Source organism: Sinorhizobium sp. M4_45, assembly GCF_002885915.1.
Classification (GTDB): Bacteria; Pseudomonadota; Alphaproteobacteria; order Rhizobiales; family Rhizobiaceae; genus Sinorhizobium; species Sinorhizobium meliloti_A.
Genome location: NZ_NWVE01000012.1, coordinates 168,489 through 186,771 on the forward strand (window position 1 = coordinate 168,489; position 18,283 = coordinate 186,771).

An 18,283-nucleotide genomic window follows, 5' to 3' on the forward strand; every position below is an offset into this window, starting at 1 on the left:
ACGGGCTGCGACCGAGCGCCGGCGAATCGGCGCTTATGCGAGGTTCAAGCAACGCATTGTGGCGAAAATGCAACGGTGTTGCATCTCAGTCAAGCGCTACGCGAGCTGCGGTACACCGAGACCCCGAGTTCGCGGATCTTCTTGCGCAGCGTATTGCGGTTGAGACCCAGGAGGTCCGCCGCCTTGATCTGGTTGCCGCGGGTCGCCGTCAGAGCCGCGAGAATCAGAGGATATTCCATTTCCGCAAGGACGCGGTCGTAAAGGCCGGAGGGCGGTAAGGCATCACCAAAGCTCGCGAAATACTGCCGCATGTTCTCCTCGACCGCCTGCGATATCGACAGCGAGCCCGAGCGCGCCGAAGCCTTCTCGATCGGGCTGTCCGGTATCTCCGAGCGCAGTTCGTTCTCGATGATTTCGCGGGTAATGACATCCTGTGGATAAAGTGCCGTCAGACGGCGAACGAGGTTCTCGAGTTCGCGCACATTGCCCGGCCAGGGATGCGCCTTCATCAGCTCCAGAGCCTCCTGATCGAAGCGCTTGACGTCGAGCCCTTCCTTTTCGGCCTGCTGGACGAAATGACGGACAAGGTCCGGGATGTCTTCGGCTCGGTCTCTCAGGGGCGGCAGACGCAGCGGCACGACATTCAGGCGATAGTAGAGGTCCTCGCGGAAAAGGCCCTGATTGATCGATTGCTTCAGGTCCTTGTTGGTGGCGGCGACGATGCGGACATCCGAGCGGATCGGCGTGCGTCCGCCGACGGTCGTATATTCGCCCTGCTGCAGCACGCGCAGGAGACGCGTCTGCGCATCCATCGGCATGTCGCCGATTTCGTCCAGGAAGAGCGTCCCCCCCTCGGCCTGCTCGAAACGACCGGTGGAGCGCGTCTGGGCGCCGGTGAAAGCCCCCTTCTCATGACCGAACAGTTCCGACTCAATGAGGTCGCGCGGGATCGCCGCCATGTTGATGGCGACAAAGGGGCCGTTTCTCCGCTTGCCATAATCGTGCAATGCACGGGCAACGAGTTCCTTGCCGGTGCCGGACTCGCCGGTGATCATCAGCGTGAGGTCGGTCTGCATCAGCCGGGCAAGCACACGGTAGATTTCCTGCATCGCGGCGGAACGGCCGACGAGCGGCATCCCGTCCTGCGAATCGTCCTCGAGCTTCGAGGGCCGCCGCTTGGGTTCGGCGAGCGCCCGGCCGATGATGCCGATCAGCTCCGTCAGATCGAAGGGCTTCGGCAGATAGTCGTAAGCGCCCTTCTCCGAAGCCTTGATGGCCGTCATGAAGGTATTTTGCGCGCTCATCACGAGAACCGGCAGATCCGGCCGCGCCTTCTTGATCCGCGGCAGGAGATCGAAGGCGTTTTCATCCGGCATGACGACATCGGTCACGACCAGGTCGCCGTCGCCGGCCGCTATCCAGCGCCAGAGGGTTGCAGCATTGGAGGTGATGCGCACATCGTATCCGGCACGGCTGAGCGCCTGGTTCAGCACGGTGCGAATGGCAGCGTCGTCATCCGCGACGAGGATCGTTGCGCCCGTCATCCATCGGTTCCTTTTGTCATCGGAGTTTCGTCATCGGCCGCCAACCCCTTGGATGCCGGCATGAGAACGCGGAAGGTCGTGCGGCTATGCTGGCTGTCGCATTCGACGATGCCGCCGTGGCCGCCGATGATCTTGGCCACAAGCGCCAGGCCGAGACCGGACCCGTTCGTCTTGGTGGTGATGAACGGGTCGAAAAGATGCGGCAGCAGATCGGGGGGGACGCCTGGACCGTTGTCATGCACGCAGAATTCCAACGGCAGCGAAATCTTTTCGCGCGTTCCGGCGACCGACAGGCGAATGCCCGGCCGATAGGCCGTCGTCAGCAGAATCTCGCCGTCCGACCTGTCGCCGATCGCCTCGGCCGCATTCTTGATCAGATTAAGGAAGACCTGAACCAACTGGTCGCGGTTTGCGAAAACCGGGGGAAGCGACGGATCGTAATGTTCCGAGATCTTGATTCTCCGGGCAAAGCCGGCCTTGGCGATCGCCTTGACGTGGTCGAGCACCGCATGGATGTTGAGCGGCAAGCGGTCGACCGGGCGCTCGTCAGAGAAGACCTCCATCCGGTCTACGAGCGAGACGATGCGGTCGGTTTCGTCGCAGATCAGTCTCGTCAGGGCGCGATCCTCGTCATTGACGGAGGTTTCCAGGAGCTGCGCGGCGCCGCGAATGCCCGAAAGCGGATTCTTGATCTCGTGGGCGAGCATGGAAGCAAGGCCGGTGACGGACCGCGCTGCGGCACGGTGGGTGAGCTGGCGGTCGATCTTGTCCGCCATGGACCGCTCCTGGAAGACGATCACCACCGATCCGGGTTGCGACAGTACCGGGGCCACATAAAGGTCGACGAGCTTGTCGGCTCCAAGGCGCGGAGAGCTGAGGTCCACCCGGTACTCGTTGACCGCCGCCCGCCGCTCACGAACCTGCTCGATCAGCGTCAGGAGCGGGCTGCCGAACGGAATGAAGGCGCTGATATCGTGCCGCGCAAGATGGTTGGCGCTGGCCCCGAAGAAGGATTCGGCCTCCCAGTTCGCAAAGGCGACGAAGCCATTCTCGTCCACCAGGATGACCGGATTCTGGATCGCGTTCAGCACGGCCATGGAAAGATCGTTGGCGCCTTCCACCGGTGCCGTTGCCTTCTCCGTCATGCCGCAATCTCCTCCCTCGCCGCCGCATCGCCGGAGCGAGCAATGGCGGCTACCACGCTGTCGCGTACGAAAGCCGTATCGGTCGATGTCAGGATCGCGGCCTTCTCCGAAGCGGGAAGCTCGGGCGCGAAACGATCGAGATACCAGCCCGCGTGTTTGCGGGCGGTCCGCAGCCCGACCTCCACGCCGTAGAATTCGAGCATCATCTCGTAATGCTCCGCAAATATGCAGGCGACGCCCGACGCATCCGGGTGAGCGGCAGCGCCGGCGAGAACGCCGGCATGCCACGGCCGCCCCTGGCACGATCGACCGACCATGACGGCGTCCGCACCCGACCGGCGCAGGATCTCGTGCGCGTCGGCAACCGAACCCACATCGCCATTGGCAATCAGCGGGACGGAGACCACCTCGCGGACGGCCCGAATCGCGTCCCAATCGGCCTTGCCGTTGTAGAATTGCATCCGTGTGCGTCCATGAATGGTGATCGCCTTCACGCCTGCCTCCTCGGCCCTGCGGGCAATCAGCGGCGCATTGATCGAATTCTCGTCCCAGCCGAGGCGCATCTTGAGCGTTACCGGGACCGTGGCTGCGTTGACCGTCGCTTCGATCAGCGAAAGCGCGTGATCCGGATCGCGCATCAGCGCAGATCCGGAATAGCCGCCTGTGACCTTCTTCGCAGGGCAGCCCATGTTGATGTCGATGATATCGGCGCCATTGGCCTCGACGATCCTCGCCGCCTCGGCCATCCAATGCGCCTCACGCCCGGCGAGTTGCACGATGTGAGGATCGATGCCGGAATTCTTCAGCCGCGCCCAGGATTCGGCGGCATTACCGACCAGTTCGCGGCTCGCCACCATCTCGGTCACGACGAACCCGGCCCCGAAACGCCAAGCAAGGGTCCGAAAGGGCAGATCCGTCACGCCGGACATCGGCGCGAGCGCTACGCGATTGCGGATTTCGACATTCCCGATCAGAAGCGAGGGTGAAAAAGCCGTCGAGGGCAAATGCATATCTTTCAGGCACATGAAAATCTTGCACTATTTTTAGACATTGTTCTTCTGCTTGCCAAGCCTTTTCGACGCGCGGGACAAAATTCCTCGCATGGCTGGCCATGGCAGGACCTTCGCGGTACATCACGGCGAATATTGGCGAATGCGGGACCACATACAGAAGATGCAAGGCGAAGAACAGTTCTCCTGCGGCGTCGTGATCGTTGCGGCCGGCCGCGGCGAGCGCGCCGGCCAGTCGGCCGAGGGACCGAAGCAATACCGCACGATCGGTGATCGCCCCGTTATCGCCCATACGCTTGACATTTTCGCGACATGGCCCGGAACGGGACCTGTCGTCGTCGTGATCCACCCGGACGATGAAGAACTGTTCGCGGCGGCCCGCCGGCGGATGGCGGCAACTTCGGAGCTGACAGTGGTCCACGGCGGAGCGACACGCCAGCTTTCGGTGCTCGCCGGTCTGGAAGCGGTCGCCGCGACAGGCGTGGAATACGTGATGATCCACGACGCGGTGCGACCCTTTTTCGATCACGCACTGCTCGATCGCTGCGGTGCGGCGCTTCGTGGCGGCGCCCAGGCCCTCCTGCCGGCAATTGCAGTCGCCGACACGCTGAAGCGTACGACGGCGGCCGGCCTCGTCGCTGAGACCGTTCCGCGAACCGATCTCTATGCCGCACAGACGCCGCAGTGCTTCCGCCTCGAGCCTATTCTCTCTGCTCACCGGCAAGCGGCGGCAAGCGGCAGGTCCGACTTTACGGACGACGCCTCGATCGCCGAATGGGCCGGCATCCCCGTCCTTCTGGTGGAAGGAACCGTGGACAATTTCAAGTTGACGCTCCGGAGGGACCTTTCGATGGCAGACGAGAAACTGACCCGCATGGCCATTCCCGATGTGCGCACCGGCAACGGCTATGACGTGCATCAACTCGTGGACGGCGACGGCGTAACCCTCTGTGGCGTCTTCATCCCCCACGACCGCAAACTCTCCGGCCATTCCGACGCGGACGTAGCCCTGCATGCCTTGACGGACGCCCTGCTCGCCACTTGCGGTGCCGGCGATATCGGCGACCACTTCCCGCCATCCGACCCGCAGTGGAAGGGCGCGGCTTCGCGCATCTTTCTCGAACACGCTGCGCGGATCGTCCGCGAGCGCGGCGGCACTGTTACAAATGCCGACATATCGCTGATCGCAGAGGCGCCCAAGGTCGGGCCGCACCGTCAGCAGATGCGAGAAAACCTTGCAGCGATACTCGGCATTTCGCTCGACCGCTGTTCGATCAAGGCGACGACCAACGAGAAACTCGGCTTTGTCGGGCGGAATGAAGGAATTGCGGCGATCGCCACCGCGACCGTCGTCTATGCATCACGGAGCAAGCCCGATGTGGACGACCGATACTGAAGAGAAAGCGCGGGCTATAATCCGGGATCTCACCTCCCTCGGACTGAAGCTGGCGACGGCGGAGTCCTGCACCGGCGGCCTGATCGCCGGCGCCTTGACGGAAATCGCAGGCTCGTCCTCCGTCGTCGACCGCGGCTTCGTCACCTATTCCAACGAAGCCAAGGTCGAGATGCTCGGCGTTAATCCCGCAACGCTTGCCGCACATGGCGCCGTCTCGCGTGAGACGGCCATCGAAATGGCCCGCGGAGCGGTTTCGCACTCAGCCGCCGATATCGCCATAGCCGTCACGGGCATAGCCGGCCCGGGCGGCGGCTCCGCCGAGAAGCCCGTTGGCCTCGTTCATCTCGCCGCCGCCGCCCGTAACGGCGCGACGGCTCACCGGGAGATGCGTTACGGAGACATCGGCCGGGCTGCGGTGCGGCTTGCCACCGTGCACACGGCGCTCGATCTGGTCGCAGAACTGGCTCACGCCCCGTAGATCACATCCGCCCGCTTTTCGAATGCTTCGGAGAACATGCGGAAGGCGCGATCGAACATCGAGCCCATGAGCGCGCCCAGAAGGCGGCTCTTGAATTCATAGTCGATGCAGAAATGCACGATCGATTGGTTATCGTTCACGGGCTCGAAACGCCAGACATTGTCGAGGTACTTGAACGGACCCTCGATATAATTGACGTCGATGATCCGCTCTTCCCTTTTGAGAAGCACCTGCGTCGTGAATGTTTCCCGGATCGCCTTGTAGCCCACGGTCATGTCGGCAAGCAGCAGCACCTTGCCGTCGCGCTCCTTGCGTGAGCGTACGCTCAGCGCTTCGCAAAGGGGCAGGAACTCCGGATAGCGCTCGACATCGGCGACGAGAGCGAACATCTGCTCGGCCGAGTGCTTGACGACGTGGTTGGTTTCGAAATGGGGCATGGATTGTGAGTTAAGGCTGCAGCGCGAGAAGATCAAGGAGGCGGCGCATTTGTGCCCGGCTTCTCGCTGGGGGTCGCGGAGTGTTGCCACGAGGCTCCTTCGCCCCGCCTGCGGGGAGAAGGTGGCCGGCAGGCCGGATGAGGGGCGGAAGCAGGCGGACTACTCCGCCGCAGCCGCCAGCTTCTTCTCGCGTGCCGCCTTGAGCCGGGCGAAGTCGTCCCCGGCATGGTGGGACGAGCGGGTCAGCGGGCTCGAGGACACCATCAGGAAGCCCTTGGTGTAGGCCACCGTCTCGTAGGACTTGAATTCTTCCGGAGTGACGAATTTCTCGACCTTGTGATGCTTGCGGCTCGGCTGCAGATATTGGCCGATCGTCAGGAAATCGACATCGGCGGTACGCAGGTCGTCCATCAGCTGCAGCACTTCGTTGCGCTCCTCGCCGAGGCCGACCATGATGCCCGACTTGGTGAACATGGTGGGATCGAGTTCCTTCACGCGCTGCAGAAGCCGGATCGAGTGGAAATAGCGCGCGCCCGGTCTGACCGTCAGGTAGTTGGACGGAACCGTTTCGAGATTGTGGTTGAAAACGTCCGGCTTGGCGGCCACGACACGCTCCAGCGCGCCGGGCTTGCGCAGGAAATCGGGCGTCAGGATTTCGATCGTGGTTTCCGGCGAGGCTTCCCGGATCGCGAAGATGACCTTCTCGAAATGCTCGGCGCCGCCATCGTCGAGGTCGTCGCGATCGACGGAGGTGATGACGACATGGCTCAGGCCCATCTGCTTCACCGCCTTGGCGACATTTGCGGGCTCGTCCAGATCGAGGGCATTGGGCTTGCCCGTCGCGACATTGCAGAAGGCACAGGCACGCGTGCAGATCTCGCCCATGATCATGAACGTCGCGTGCTTCTTGTCCCAGCACTCGCCGATGTTCGGGCACCCGGCTTCCTCGCAGACCGTAACGAGCTTATGGCTCTTCACGATCGAACGGGTCTCCTGATACCCCTTGGAGGTCGGTGCCTTCACACGGATCCAGTCCGGCTTGCGCAGGACCTCGGTGTCTGGCCGGTGGGCCTTTTCCGGGTGACGAACACGCTGCGCCCGATCCGAGACGGCGTCGAAAACCGTTACCATGTGTCTTCCTTCATAGTGACGGGCGAGCGGCAACAAGGCCGCCCGCACCTTGTCGCCTTATATAAACAGCCGGACATGAAAAGTCAGGCCACCATTTGCATGGCAGCCTGACGGCAAGCGATGGGTGAATGGCCCTACCCTCGGACGGCGCGGCCAGCTGCGATCAACAGGCAGGCACCGATGAATCCGATGATGAGATAGGCGATCCAGCCGCTGTAAGCCATGCCGAGCGCCGCTAGAATGAAATTCAACACCACGGCGCCGATAATGCCGAGAATGATGTTGGCGAACAGCCCCATCTGGCTGTTCATGAATTTTTCCGCCAGCCAGCCGGCAAGCCCGCCGATGATGATCGCCGCCAGGATACCTACGCCATTCAAGCTCATGAGAACCTCCCCGCATTGTAGATGTCATGCAATCAATGCGTGAAAAAGCCGAAAGTTCCGGACGGCCGCGCGTCATCAGGCGTTCAATACTCTGCCGTAGGCATCGAGCACGCTTTCCTTCATCATCTCCGAGAGGGTCGGGTGCGGGAACACCGTGTGCATCAGTTCCTCTTCGGTCGTCTCCAGGTTCATGGCGACGACGAAGCCCTGGATGAGTTCCGTCACTTCGGCGCCTACCATATGGGCGCCGATGAGTTCGCCGGTCTTCTTGTCGAAGATGGTCTTGATCAGGCCCTGGTCTTCGCCGAGCGCGATCGCCTTGCCGTTTGCGCCGAAGCTGTATCGGCCGACGCGGATGTCGCGGCCGAGTTCCTTGGCCTTTGCTTCCGTAAGGCCCACGGAGGCGACCTGCGGGTCGCAATAGGTGCAGCCCGGGATCTTGCCCTTGTCGAGTGCGTGCACGCCGGGAACCCTGGCAATCTTCTCGATGCAGATGACGCCCTCATGCTCGGCCTTGTGGGCCAGCATCGGCGGCCCGGCGACGTCGCCGATCGCATAGATGCCCGCGACATTGGTCTTGCCGTAGCCATCGGTGACGATGCAGCCGCGGTCGGTCTTCACGCCGAGAGCCTCGAGGCCGAGATTCTCGATGTTGCCCTGAACGCCGACGGCGGAGATCAGACGGTCCGCCTTGATCGGCGTGACCTTGCCGTCCTTCGTCTCCACATGCGCCGTGACGTCGTTCGCGCCCTTCTCGACCTTCGTCACCTTGGCATCGGTGATGATTTTCAGGCCGCGCTTTTCGAGCTGCTTACGGGCCAAGGCGGAAATTTCCGCATCCTCGACCGGCATGATCTGCGGCAGCAGTTCGACGACCGTCACGTCGACGCCCATCGAGCGGTAGAAGCTCGCGAATTCGATGCCGATCGCGCCGGAGCCCATGACGAGCAGCGACTTCGGGAACTCCTCCGGCTTCATCGCCTCGAAATAGGTCCAGATCAGCTTGCCGTCCGGCTCGATGCCGGGGAGCGCTCGCGGGCGCGCGCCGGTCGCGACGATGATGTGCTTGGCCGTATAGGTCCCCTCTCCCTTGACGCCCTTCGGAACCGGGTTCTGCGGCTGGACGGCCGGCTTGGACGGCGCGCCGACGACGATCTCGCCGGGTTTGGTGAGCTTCGCCTCGCCCCAGATCACGTCCACCTTGTTCTTCTTCATCAGGAAGGCGACGCCGCCGTTCAGCCGCGCAGAGACGCCGCGCGAGCGGGCGACGACATCCTTGACGTTGGCGGTCATCTTGCCTTCGAGGGTCAGCCCGTAGTTCTTGGCATGGTTGGCATGGTCGAGAATTTCGGCGGAGCGCAACAGCGCCTTGGTCGGAATGCAGCCCCAGTTGAGGCAGATCCCGCCCAAATGCTCCCGCTCGACGATCGCCGTCTTCAAGCCCAGCTGCGCCGAACGAATGGCGGTCACGTATCCGCCCGGACCCGAACCGACAACGATCACGTCGTAATTCTCAGCCATGTTTTTCCTACCTTTGGTCAAGCGGCGTTGCGGGTGAAAAGCACCCAGTCGTGTTTTCTGCTGTCTTCGAAGAGCGGCACGGCCTCCGCCCGCGCCACCTCCTCGAAGCCGTTCATCCTGTAGAGCGCCTGCGCCGTTTCATTGTGGCTTTCGGTGATCAGGCTCACCGGCCCCTGCCCAGCGCGGGAAATCTCGTTCTCGAGCAGAGCGCGGCCAATGCCTTTACCACGGTGATGGCGGTAAACGCCGAGGCTATCGATGAACCAGTGGCCGACCACCTGCTTCTGCAGGAAAAGCAAGGGCGCAAGCACGGGATGTTTCGGCTCGATCTCGAGAATCGATGCATCGATGCCGTAGGAAACCGACATGCCGACGATCTCGTCTCCGATTTCGGCCACCACCGCATCGCGCCAGGCACCCGGCCCGGTATCCCGACGCAGCACGTTGCGGCCATGCTCGAAGGCGGTTTCCGCGGATTTGCTCAGAACGCCGCCGTACCAGAGCCATGAGGCAAAGCCGTGTGAGGCGATGTCGATCAGGATCGCAAGTTCCGCTGCCTCGCTTCGATTCGCAGGCCTGAGGGTCGCGCCAGCCGTCATCGTCAAAGCCCGAGCATCATCCGCACGACAGGCTCCAAACCTCTGCCGACCGCCCGGGTGTTCTCCGCGTCGAGGTGGACACCGTCGATCGGCGTCGTCCTGGCCACTGATCCGCCGTCGAAGAAGCCGCAGTCGAGCTCGTCGGCGAGATCGCGATAAAGCGGCGCCAGCATTGCGGATTGCTCGACCCCACCCGCGAACATGGCGGCAAAAGCGCTGTTTGCCGTCTCGCAGAGCGGCGGCGGCGAGACGATGAGGATTTCGGGCCCCTCCTCCGTTTCCGTCGGCCAGTCGTGCCTGCGCACCAGATTGACGAGGCGCTCGATACCCTTCACCGCACCGAAAGCGGTGCCGTGAATGATCGGCTTCATATCGTTCGAGCCGAGCATGAGGAGGATGAGATCGATTGGCGCGTGGGTGTGCAGGAGCGTCGGAAGGACACGCGCCCCGTTCCGGTCGCAATCGGCGAGATGGTCGTCATAGGCGGTCGTCCGCCCGTTCAGCCCTTCGGCGACGACATGCACATTCGAACCGAGCGCATTCTGCAGCACGCTCGGCCAGCGGTCCTCCAGCGCATGCCGGCCGGAACCGCTTGCATCGTATCCCCAGGTCAGACTGTCACCGTAGCAAAGGACTGTCTTCATCTGCCTACTCGCTTTTCATGGGGAAAGGACCGGCTGGAAAGCCGGTCCGGATCGCATCAGACGAGCATGCCCATCGGGTTTTCGATGTAGCGCTTGAAGGCGGCGAGCAACTCGGCGCCGAGCGCGCCATCGACGCAGCGATGGTCGGTCGAAAGCGTGACGGTCATCACATTGGCGATGACCATCTCCTTGTTCTTGACGACGACACGGTCCTCGCCGGCGCCGACCGCGAGGATCGTCGCGTGGGGCGGATTGACGACGGCGGCGAAGTCCTTCACGCCCATCATGCCCATATTCGAAACGGCCGTGGTGCCGCCCTGATATTCTTCCGGCTTCAGCTTGCGCTCCTTGGCGCGCTTGCCGAGATCCTTCATCTCGTTGGAGATCGCCGAGAGGCTTTTCAACTCCGCCTGGCGGACGATCGGCGTGATCAGGCCGCCGGGGATGGAAACAGCGACGCCGACGTCCGCGTGCTTGTGCTTGACCATGTTCTGATCGGTCCAGGACACATTCGCATCCGGAACGTCGCGCAATGCCAGAGCAAGCGCCTTGATCACCATGTCATTCACGGAAAGCTTGTAGACCGGCTTACCATCCTTTTCAGGTGCTGCGGCGTTCAGCTGGGCGCGCAGCGCCAGAAGCGCGTCGAGCTCGCAATCGACCGAAACATAGAAGTGCGGGATCGTCTGCTTCGATTCGACAAGGCGTTTGGCGATCGTCTTGCGCATGCCGTCATGCGGCACGAGTTCGTAGGAGCCCGGCTCGAAGAGCTTGAGGACGGCATCCTCCGACATGCCCTTTGCGAGCGTCGCCGGGGCCGGAGCTGCTGCCGGCGCGGCGGCGGGCTTGGCTGCGCCGCCGGAAACGGCTGCCTCGACGTCCTTCTTGACGACGCGGCCATGCGGTCCGGAACCGGCGATCGCCGAAAGGTCGATGCCTGCCTCCTTAGCGATGCGGCGGGCCAGCGGCGACGAAAAGATCCGCTTGCCTTCGCCGTCGGCGGCGGGTGCAGGAGAAGCCGGAGCAGCAGCCTGCGGTGCCGGCGCGGCGGCGGGTGCCGGTGCCGTTTCGCCTGTTTCCTGCGGCTTCGGTGCCGGGGCTGCTCCCGCTGCACCGTTGCCGCCCTTGGCGGCAGTCGCGATGTCTTCGCCCTCGCCGGCGAGAACCGCGATCAGCGCATTGACCTTGACGCCTTCAGTGCCGGCGGGAACGACGATCTTGGCGACCGTGCCCTCGTCGACGGCTTCCACTTCCATCGTCGCCTTGTCGGTCTCGATCTCGGCGATCACATCGCCGGACTTGACCTTGTCGCCTTCCTTGACCAGCCATTTGGCCAGATTGCCTTCTTCCATGGTCGGAGAGAGGGCCGGCATGGTGATGTTGATTGGCATCGAACGACCCCCTTTATTTGTAGCAGACGGCTTTCACCGCATCGACGACTTCCGCGACATTCGGCAGAGCAAGCTTTTCAAGGTTGGCCGCATAAGGCATCGGCACGTCCTTGCCGGCGATCGTCAGGATCGGCGCATCGAGATAGTCGAAGGCCTGCTGCATGACGCGGGTGGCGATCTCGGTGCCGACGGAGGATTGAGGATAGCCTTCCTCGACGGTAACCAGGCGGCCGGTCTTCTTGACGGATTCGATGACGGTCGGCAGGTCCATCGGACGGATCGTGCGAAGGTCGATGATCTCGACGTCGATACCCTGCGCCTCGAGCTCCGCCGCGGCCTTGATCGCATAGGTCATGCCGATGCCGAAGGAGACGAGCGTCGCGTCCTTGCCGACACGATGAATGCGGGCCTTACCGATCGGCAGCACGAAATCGTCGAGCTTCGGCACTTCGAAGGACTGGCCGTAAAGGATCTCGTTTTCGAGGAAGATCACCGGGTTCGGATCGCGGATGGCTGCCTTGAGCAGCCCCTTCGCGTCTGCCGCCGTATAGGGCATGACGACCTTCAGGCCCGGAATGTGGCTGTACCAGGCGGCATAGCATTGGGAGTGCTGCGCGGCGACGCGGGCAGCAGCACCGCTCGGCCCGCGGAAGACGATCGGCGCGCCCATCTGGCCGCCGGACATATAGAGCGTCTTGGCGGCCGAGTTGATGATCTGGTCTATCGCCTGCATGGCGAAGTTGAAGGTCATGAACTCGACGATCGGGCGCAGACCCGTCATCGCCGCGCCGACGCCGACGCCGGCAAAGCCATGTTCCGTGATCGGCGTGTCGACCACGCGGCGCGCACCGAATTCCTGCAACAGGCCCTGCGTGACCTTGTAGGCGCCCTGGTATTCGGCGACCTCTTCGCCCATGACGAAGACGTCCTCATTGGCGCGCATCTCTTCGGCCATCGCGTCGCGAAGCGCTTCGCGGACGGTCATCGTCACCATTTCGGTTCCGGCCGGAATAGCCGGGTCGGAAGGAACCGCCTTGGGCTGCGCCGCGACGGGCGCCGCGGAAGCAGCCGGCGCTTCCGCCTCGGCCGGCTTCGGTGCTTCCGCTTTCGGGGCTTCGGCCTTCATGGAATCGATGTCGCTTGCGGCTTCGCCATCCTGCAACAGCACGGCGATCGGCGTGTTCACCTTCACACCCTCGGTGCCGGCTTCAATCAGCAGCTTGCCGATCGTGCCTTCGTCTACCGCTTCCACTTCCATCGTGGCCTTGTCGGTTTCGATTTCTGCGATGACGTCGCCGGAGGACACCTTGTCCCCCTCGTTCTTCAGCCACTTGGAGAGCGTGCCTTCCTCCATTGTCGGGGAAAGGGCAGGCATAAGGATTTCTACAGGCATATTTGTCCCTCCCCGGATCAAAGCAGGATATCGGTGTAGAGCTCGGAGACATCCGGCTCCGGATCAGACTGGGCGAAATCGGCACTGTCCGCCACGATGTCGCGAACCTCCTTGTCGATCTGCTTCAGTTCGTCCTCGGTGGCCCAGCCTTTATCCGTCAGACGGGCCTTCACCTGCTCGATCGGATCATGCTCCGAACGCATCTTCTGCACTTCGTCCTTCGAGCGATACTTCGCCGGATCGGACATCGAATGGCCGCGATAGCGGTAGGTCAGCATTTCGAGGATGATCGGGCCCTTGCCGGAACGGCAATGTTCGACCGCCTCGTCGGCAGCGGCCTTGACGGCGCGGACATCCATGCCGTCGACCTGATAGCCGGGAATGCCGAAGGAAGCGCCGCGCTGGGAGAAATCGGTCTGCGCCGATGCCCGCGACACGGAGGTACCCATGGCATAACGGTTGTTCTCGACGATGTAGATCACCGGCAGCTTCCAGAGAGCGGCCATGTTGAAGCTCTCATAGACCTGACCCTGGTTCGCCGCACCGTCGCCGAAATAGGCGAGGCTTACATTGTCGTTGCCGCGATACCTGTTGGCGAAAGCGAGGCCGGTCCCGAGCGAGACCTGTGCACCGACGATGCCGTGGCCGCCGTAGAAGTGCTTCTCCTTGGAGAACATGTGCATCGAGCCGCCCTTCCCCTTGGAAAGGCCGCCACGGCGACCGGTGAGCTCCGCCATCACGCCGCGCGCACTCATGCCGCAGGCGAGCATGTGGCCATGGTCGCGATAGCCGGTGATGACCTGGTCGCCCTCTTTCAGCGCCAGCTGCATCCCGACGACGACGGCTTCCTGGCCGATATAGAGGTGACAGAAACCACCGATGAATCCCATGCCGTAAAGCTGGCCGGCCTTTTCCTCGAAACGCCGGATCAACAGCATTTCGCGGTAGGCCTTGAGATCGTCTTCCTTGGAGAATTCGGCGATCGTGCCGCCGGCAAAATCTTTCTTGGCCGGCTTGGCAGCGGTCTTGCGGCTGGAAACGGACGCGGATTTTCGCGGAGCCATTCGTTCCTCCCAATGGTTAGCCTTTGGCGGCTACCATAGGGAAAGAAAAGCGCGGCAGCAATGCTATATTTGCATGGCTATTATTCGCGTCAACACGTTGATATATAACGCGAATTTTAGATTAACCCATTTCAGGCTAATCCTCAGAATGGTGGAAAATAACGATCTCGTCGCTGCGCGACATGTTGAGCGCGAGGCGAGCCTTCTCATCCAGCATGTCTCTCTCGAGCGAACCGTCGCTCATCAGCTCGACTTCCTTTTCCAGGATTTTTCGCGTCTGAGTGAGCTCGTCCAGCCGTGCCTGCCGCTCGGCAATCTGACGGTCAAACTCCTTCGTCGCCTCCAGACCATAACCGCCATGGATCGAATGATAGCCGAAATAGGAAAGGAAGGCGACCGCCAGCAACGGCACCACCAATCGCCCCAGTCTCCGCTTCTTATGATGCCGTGTCCACATCGCTCATGCCCTGAATTGAGTTGGCGCGGGCTGCAGGAGATACTGCAAACCATTGTCCCGCGCCCGCTCCAATACGCAGTACGGAGATGAAGACTAGCGTCGAGTGATTAACCGACGGTTGACCATAAGCAATTTGCGAATGGAAAGAGAACTCGGAGGACGGAGCGGTCGGCTCGCAAGCGGGGCGAAGGAGACTCGTAGCGCCGCCGCTTTTCCCTTCTCCCCGTCAAACCGCCAGGGCTGCTCCTCTGGCGGAACCGTTGCTACGGAGAGAAACCGACTGGTCAGGCCGCTTGTCGTCTCCCCCCACAAGGGGGGAGAACCCGTAGCAGTTTTGGGCATGCGAAGGTCAAACGTTTATCGTCTGCCCCAGGGCAATCGTCCCGCGAGAGGATCAGATGCCCCCGCCTTTCAATCAACCGCGCAACACGGAGCGGCCGGCATATTGCGCCTGCGGGCCGAGCTGCTCTTCGATACGGATCAGCTGGTTGTACTTGGCGAGCCGGTCGGAACGTGCGAGCGAGCCGGTCTTGATCTGACCGCAATTGGTGGCGACCGCAAGGTCGGCAATCGTCGAATCCTCGGTCTCGCCGGAGCGGTGCGACATGACGGCGGTGTAACGCGCCTTGTGCGCGGTCTCGACCGCGTCGAGCGTTTCCGAAAGCGACCCGATCTGGTTGACCTTGACGAGGATGGAGTTCGCGACGCCCATCTTGATGCCGTCGCGCAGGCGCGCAGAATTGGTCACGAACAGGTCGTCGCCGACGAGCTGGCACTTGTTGCCGACGAGGTCGGTCAAGGATTTCCAGCCGTCCCAATCGTCTTCAGCCATGCCGTCCTCGATCGAGATGATCGGATATTTGCCGGCGAGCTCGGCGAGATACTCGGCCATGGCGCCCGGCTCCAGCGTACGGCCCTCACCCTCGAGGACGTACTTGCCGTCCTTGAAGAATTCGGTCGAAGCGCAGTCGAGAGCGACATACATGTCCTCGCCCGGTTTGTAGCCGGCCTTCTCGATCGACTTCATGATGAAGTCGAGGGCTGCCGGCGCGGAAGCGAGGCCCGGCGCGAAGCCGCCTTCGTCGCCGACATTGGTGTTGTGGCCGTCCGCGGCAAGCTGCTTCTTCAGCGTGTGGAAGACTTCCGAACCCATGCGGACGGCGTCCTTCAGGGTCTCGGCGCCGACCGGCATGATCATGAATTCCTGGAAGTCGATCGGATTGTCGGCGTGAGCGCCGCCATTGATGATGTTCATCATCGGAACGGGCAGAAGATGCGCATTCGGGCCGCCGACATAGCGGTAGAGCGGCAGGCCCGAGGCTTCCGCGGCGGCCTTGGCGACGGCGAGCGAAACGCCGAGAATGGCGTTGGCGCCGAGGCGCGACTTGTTCGGCGTGCCGTCGAGCTCGATCATGGTACGGTCGATCTGAATCTGGTTTTCAGCGTCGAGGCCGCCGATCGCTTCGAATATCTCGCCGTTCACCGCATCGACGGCGCGTTCGACGCCCTTGCCGAGGTAACGCGTGCCGCCATCGCGCAGTTCGACGGCTTCATGCGCACCGGTGGAGGCGCCCGAGGGAACCGCCGCGCGACCGAAACTGCCATCCTCGAGATGGACATCGACCTCGACGGTCGGGTTGCCGCGGCTGTCGAGTATCTCTCTGCCGATGATGTCGATGATTGCAGTCATGATCTCTTCCCTTATGGACGATGATAATGGTCGGCCTGTCTTAATTCACGGCCCCGAAATTACAATGGCGCCGGGATTGCAAAATCCGGCCGCCGGCCCGCTTCATGAAAAATTCACGAAGCGGGAAGCCGGGGCTCACGCTTTCGCAACGGCGTCGAAGGCCAGCAGCTTTTCAAGCAGCCGCGGCATGTCCTTCAGCGGCACCATGTTCGGACCGTCGGAAGGCGCGTTGTCGGGATCCTCGTGGGTCTCTACGAAGACGCCGGCGACACCGACGGCGACGGCCGCGCGCGCCAATGTCTCGACGAACTCACGCTGGCCGCCCGTGGAGCCTCCCTGACCGCCCGGCTGCTGCACGGAATGGGTCGCATCGAAGACCACCGGAGCGCCGAGTGCCGCCATGATCGGCAGCGAGCGCATGTCGGAGACCAGCGTATTATAGCCGAAGGAAGCGCCGCGCTCGCAGAGGAGCACGTTCGGGTTGCCGCTCTCGGTGAACTTGGCAAGGACATTTTTCATGTCCCAAGGGGCGAGGAACTGGCCCTTCTTGACGTTGATCGCCCGCCCCGTCTTCGCCGCGGCGACGAGCAGATCCGTCTGCCGTGACAGAAAGGCCGGGATCTGCAGGATGTCGACGATCTCGGCCACGGCAGCGCATTGCTCTTCCGTATGGATGTCCGTCAGGACCGGAAAACCGAACTCCCGCTTGAGGTCGGCGAAGACCTCCATCGCCTTGTCGAGCCCGATGCCGCGCTTGCCGGAGAGCGAGGTGCGGTTCGCCTTGTCGAAAGAAGATTTATAAACGAGTCCGAGCCCGAGCGATTTGCAGAGCTCGACGAGCTCCCCCGCAATCGTGAAGGCGTGTTCGCGGCTCTCCATCTGACACGGTCCGGCGATCAGTGTCAGCCGTTCCTTCTGCGAGAACACCACCTGGCCGGCACCTTCGCCGACGACGACTCTTGAATTGGTTTCCATCATCATCCTCCAAAGGCGAAGATTACACCCTGCCCCGGCGCTTCCGGAACGATGAGGCGTCCGCCCATTTCTGCGAATTCGATATCGTTCTGCGCAAACAGCGCCCGCGTAGCCTCCAGATCGCTCACGCGGAAGACCACGGCGCGACCCCGCAAGCCGCGCTCTGCCCCCTCGATTGAGCGACCGAAGAATGCCTGCACGCCGGCCGGGGTCAGGACGCTGATTTTGGCACTGCCCGCCTGGATGTCCATGCCGAAGGAATGGGCCGAGACCTCGCGCTCGTCCACGGCTTCCTGCAGAAGATACTGGAAGTCCGTCGGGTTCTGCTCCGAAAGCACGACCTCGGCAATGCCGAGCACGCCGTTTCCATGGCGGTGAAGCGAGCTGCTGTCGACCGGCAGCGCACGCAGGCGCTGACAGGCAAAAAGGAAAAAGTCCGGCGAACGCAGATCCGCTGCAAAGGAAAGCCGGAAGGAACCGAGCCCTTCGCGCCCGTCGGGCAGCCGCATAGGCCGTGAGAATTCGAGCATTTCGCCGCCGGAAATGCCGCGGGAGCGGAACCGGATGTGATCTTCGGCAGCGTCCGGCGTCCCGAGCACGACGGCCGACAGACCCTCGGCCCCCTGGCGAAAGCGAAAAGCCTGGTCACGCGCCACGAAGGCGTTGCCCTCAAGCGCGGCTGCCTCGCACTCTTCCCGCGAAGCGACGGCGAGCGGCTCCAGATAGGTGTTATCCGAGAAGAAGACGCAGGCATTTGCGGTGCCGAACGGGTGGCGTGCCTCATCGGCAACCGTGAAGCCGAGCGCCGCCAGGCGCTGCCTCGTCCGCGCGAGATCGGCCACCGGCAGCACGAGATGATCGAGCGGGCGGGCGGTTCGCTTGGATTGGCTCATGGCGGATTCCCTGATGACCGGTTTGCCGCTGTTTGCAACTTTTGACCGCCGATTGCAAGCGCGGCGGCGGGCGCCAGGAACCGTGACCGGAAATGCGAACGGCCGCCTCTTGCAGGCGGCCGCAGAAGT

At 62.6% G+C, this 18,283-nt stretch carries 18 protein-coding genes; 2 read left to right on the forward strand and 16 right to left on the reverse strand.

The window, feature by feature from the left end; genetic code table 11:
• Window positions 1-89: 89 nt before the first annotated feature.
• Genes ntrC through dusB form a run of 3 tightly spaced genes read right to left on the reverse strand, consistent with a single transcriptional unit; the run spans window position 90 to window position 3,714 of the window.
• Window positions 90-1,544 (reverse strand): nitrogen regulation protein NR(I), encoded by a 1,455-nt coding sequence (ntrC, locus tag CN933_RS27190; protein ID WP_018097799.1) that lies wholly within the window; start codon window positions 1,542-1,544, stop codon window positions 90-92.
• Window positions 1,541-2,689 (reverse strand): two-component system sensor histidine kinase NtrB, encoded by a 1,149-nt coding sequence (locus CN933_RS27195; RefSeq protein WP_018097800.1) that lies wholly within the window; start codon window positions 2,687-2,689, stop codon window positions 1,541-1,543. The genes ntrC and CN933_RS27195 overlap by 4 nt, the downstream gene beginning before the upstream one ends.
• Window positions 2,686-3,714: a tRNA dihydrouridine synthase DusB gene (gene dusB, locus CN933_RS27200; RefSeq protein WP_018097801.1), complete on the reverse strand. Its 1,029-nt coding sequence runs from the start codon at window positions 3,712-3,714 to the stop codon at window positions 2,686-2,688. Before dusB ends, CN933_RS27195 begins: the two co-directional genes overlap by 4 nt.
• A 148-nt stretch (window positions 3,715-3,862) precedes the next feature.
• Between dusB and CN933_RS27205 the strand changes: the two genes are divergently transcribed.
• Window positions 3,863-5,095: a bifunctional 2-C-methyl-D-erythritol 4-phosphate cytidylyltransferase/2-C-methyl-D-erythritol 2,4-cyclodiphosphate synthase gene (locus CN933_RS27205; protein WP_026168899.1), complete on the forward strand. Its 1,233-nt coding sequence runs from the start codon at window positions 3,863-3,865 to the stop codon at window positions 5,093-5,095.
• Complete coding sequence (locus tag CN933_RS27210) at window positions 5,076-5,573, forward strand: CinA family protein (RefSeq protein ID WP_018097803.1); 498 nt, start codon at window positions 5,076-5,078, stop codon at window positions 5,571-5,573. The genes CN933_RS27205 and CN933_RS27210 overlap by 20 nt, the downstream gene beginning before the upstream one ends.
• Here CN933_RS27210 and CN933_RS27215 read toward each other — a convergent pair.
• From CN933_RS27215 to CN933_RS27275, 13 genes are all read right to left on the reverse strand, one after another.
• Window positions 5,561-6,010 (reverse strand): type II toxin-antitoxin system RatA family toxin, encoded by a 450-nt coding sequence (locus tag CN933_RS27215; protein WP_018097804.1) that lies wholly within the window; start codon window positions 6,008-6,010, stop codon window positions 5,561-5,563. The two genes, CN933_RS27210 and CN933_RS27215, sit on opposite strands and share 13 nt — an antisense overlap.
• 159 nt (window positions 6,011-6,169) lie before the next feature.
• Window positions 6,170-7,141: a lipoyl synthase gene (gene lipA, locus CN933_RS27220; RefSeq protein ID WP_018097805.1), complete on the reverse strand. Its 972-nt coding sequence runs from the start codon at window positions 7,139-7,141 to the stop codon at window positions 6,170-6,172.
• Window positions 7,142-7,275: 134 nt separating this feature from the next.
• Entirely contained in the window at window positions 7,276-7,527 is a 252-nt protein-coding gene (locus tag CN933_RS27225) for a GlsB/YeaQ/YmgE family stress response membrane protein (RefSeq protein WP_018097806.1), read from the reverse strand.
• A 75-nt stretch (window positions 7,528-7,602) separates the two neighbouring features.
• Entirely contained in the window at window positions 7,603-9,048 is a 1,446-nt protein-coding gene (gene lpdA, locus CN933_RS27230; protein WP_018097807.1) for a dihydrolipoyl dehydrogenase, read from the reverse strand.
• Window positions 9,049-9,065: 17 nt separating this feature from the next.
• Complete coding sequence (locus CN933_RS27235) at window positions 9,066-9,647, reverse strand: GNAT family N-acetyltransferase (RefSeq protein WP_026168900.1); 582 nt, start codon at window positions 9,645-9,647, stop codon at window positions 9,066-9,068.
• A 2-nt stretch (window positions 9,648-9,649) separates the two neighbouring features.
• Complete coding sequence (locus CN933_RS27240; protein ID WP_018097809.1) at window positions 9,650-10,291, reverse strand: SGNH/GDSL hydrolase family protein; 642 nt, start codon at window positions 10,289-10,291, stop codon at window positions 9,650-9,652.
• 56 nt (window positions 10,292-10,347) lie between these two features.
• Window positions 10,348-11,682, reverse strand: coding sequence for a pyruvate dehydrogenase complex dihydrolipoamide acetyltransferase (locus tag CN933_RS27245; RefSeq protein WP_102762925.1), 1,335 nt, complete (start codon window positions 11,680-11,682; stop codon window positions 10,348-10,350).
• Between the two features lie 13 nt (window positions 11,683-11,695).
• On the reverse strand, window positions 11,696-13,075 hold the full coding sequence (locus CN933_RS27250) for a pyruvate dehydrogenase complex E1 component subunit beta (protein ID WP_018097811.1): 1,380 nt from the start codon (window positions 13,073-13,075) through the stop codon (window positions 11,696-11,698).
• Window positions 13,076-13,092: 17 nt separating this feature from the next.
• Entirely contained in the window at window positions 13,093-14,139 is a 1,047-nt protein-coding gene (gene pdhA / locus CN933_RS27255) for a pyruvate dehydrogenase (acetyl-transferring) E1 component subunit alpha (RefSeq protein ID WP_003535472.1), read from the reverse strand.
• A gap of 136 nt (window positions 14,140-14,275) precedes the next feature.
• Complete coding sequence (locus tag CN933_RS27260) at window positions 14,276-14,596, reverse strand: FtsB family cell division protein (protein WP_018097812.1); 321 nt, start codon at window positions 14,594-14,596, stop codon at window positions 14,276-14,278.
• Between the two features lie 415 nt (window positions 14,597-15,011).
• The gene (gene eno / locus CN933_RS27265; RefSeq protein WP_010969226.1) at window positions 15,012-16,286 is read right to left on the reverse strand and encodes a phosphopyruvate hydratase; all 1,275 of its coding nucleotides are present in this window, start codon (window positions 16,284-16,286) and stop codon (window positions 15,012-15,014) included.
• A 135-nt stretch (window positions 16,287-16,421) separates the two neighbouring features.
• Window positions 16,422-17,264 carry a 3-deoxy-8-phosphooctulonate synthase gene (gene kdsA, locus CN933_RS27270; RefSeq protein WP_018097813.1) on the reverse strand — a complete coding sequence of 281 codons (843 nt, stop codon included), beginning with the start codon at window positions 17,262-17,264 and terminating at the stop codon, window positions 16,422-16,424.
• Window positions 17,264-18,154, reverse strand: a complete 891-nt coding sequence (locus tag CN933_RS27275; RefSeq protein ID WP_018097814.1) for a VOC family protein — start codon at window positions 18,152-18,154, stop codon at window positions 17,264-17,266. Before CN933_RS27275 ends, kdsA begins: the two co-directional genes overlap by 1 nt.
• Window positions 18,155-18,283 lie beyond the last annotated feature (129 nt).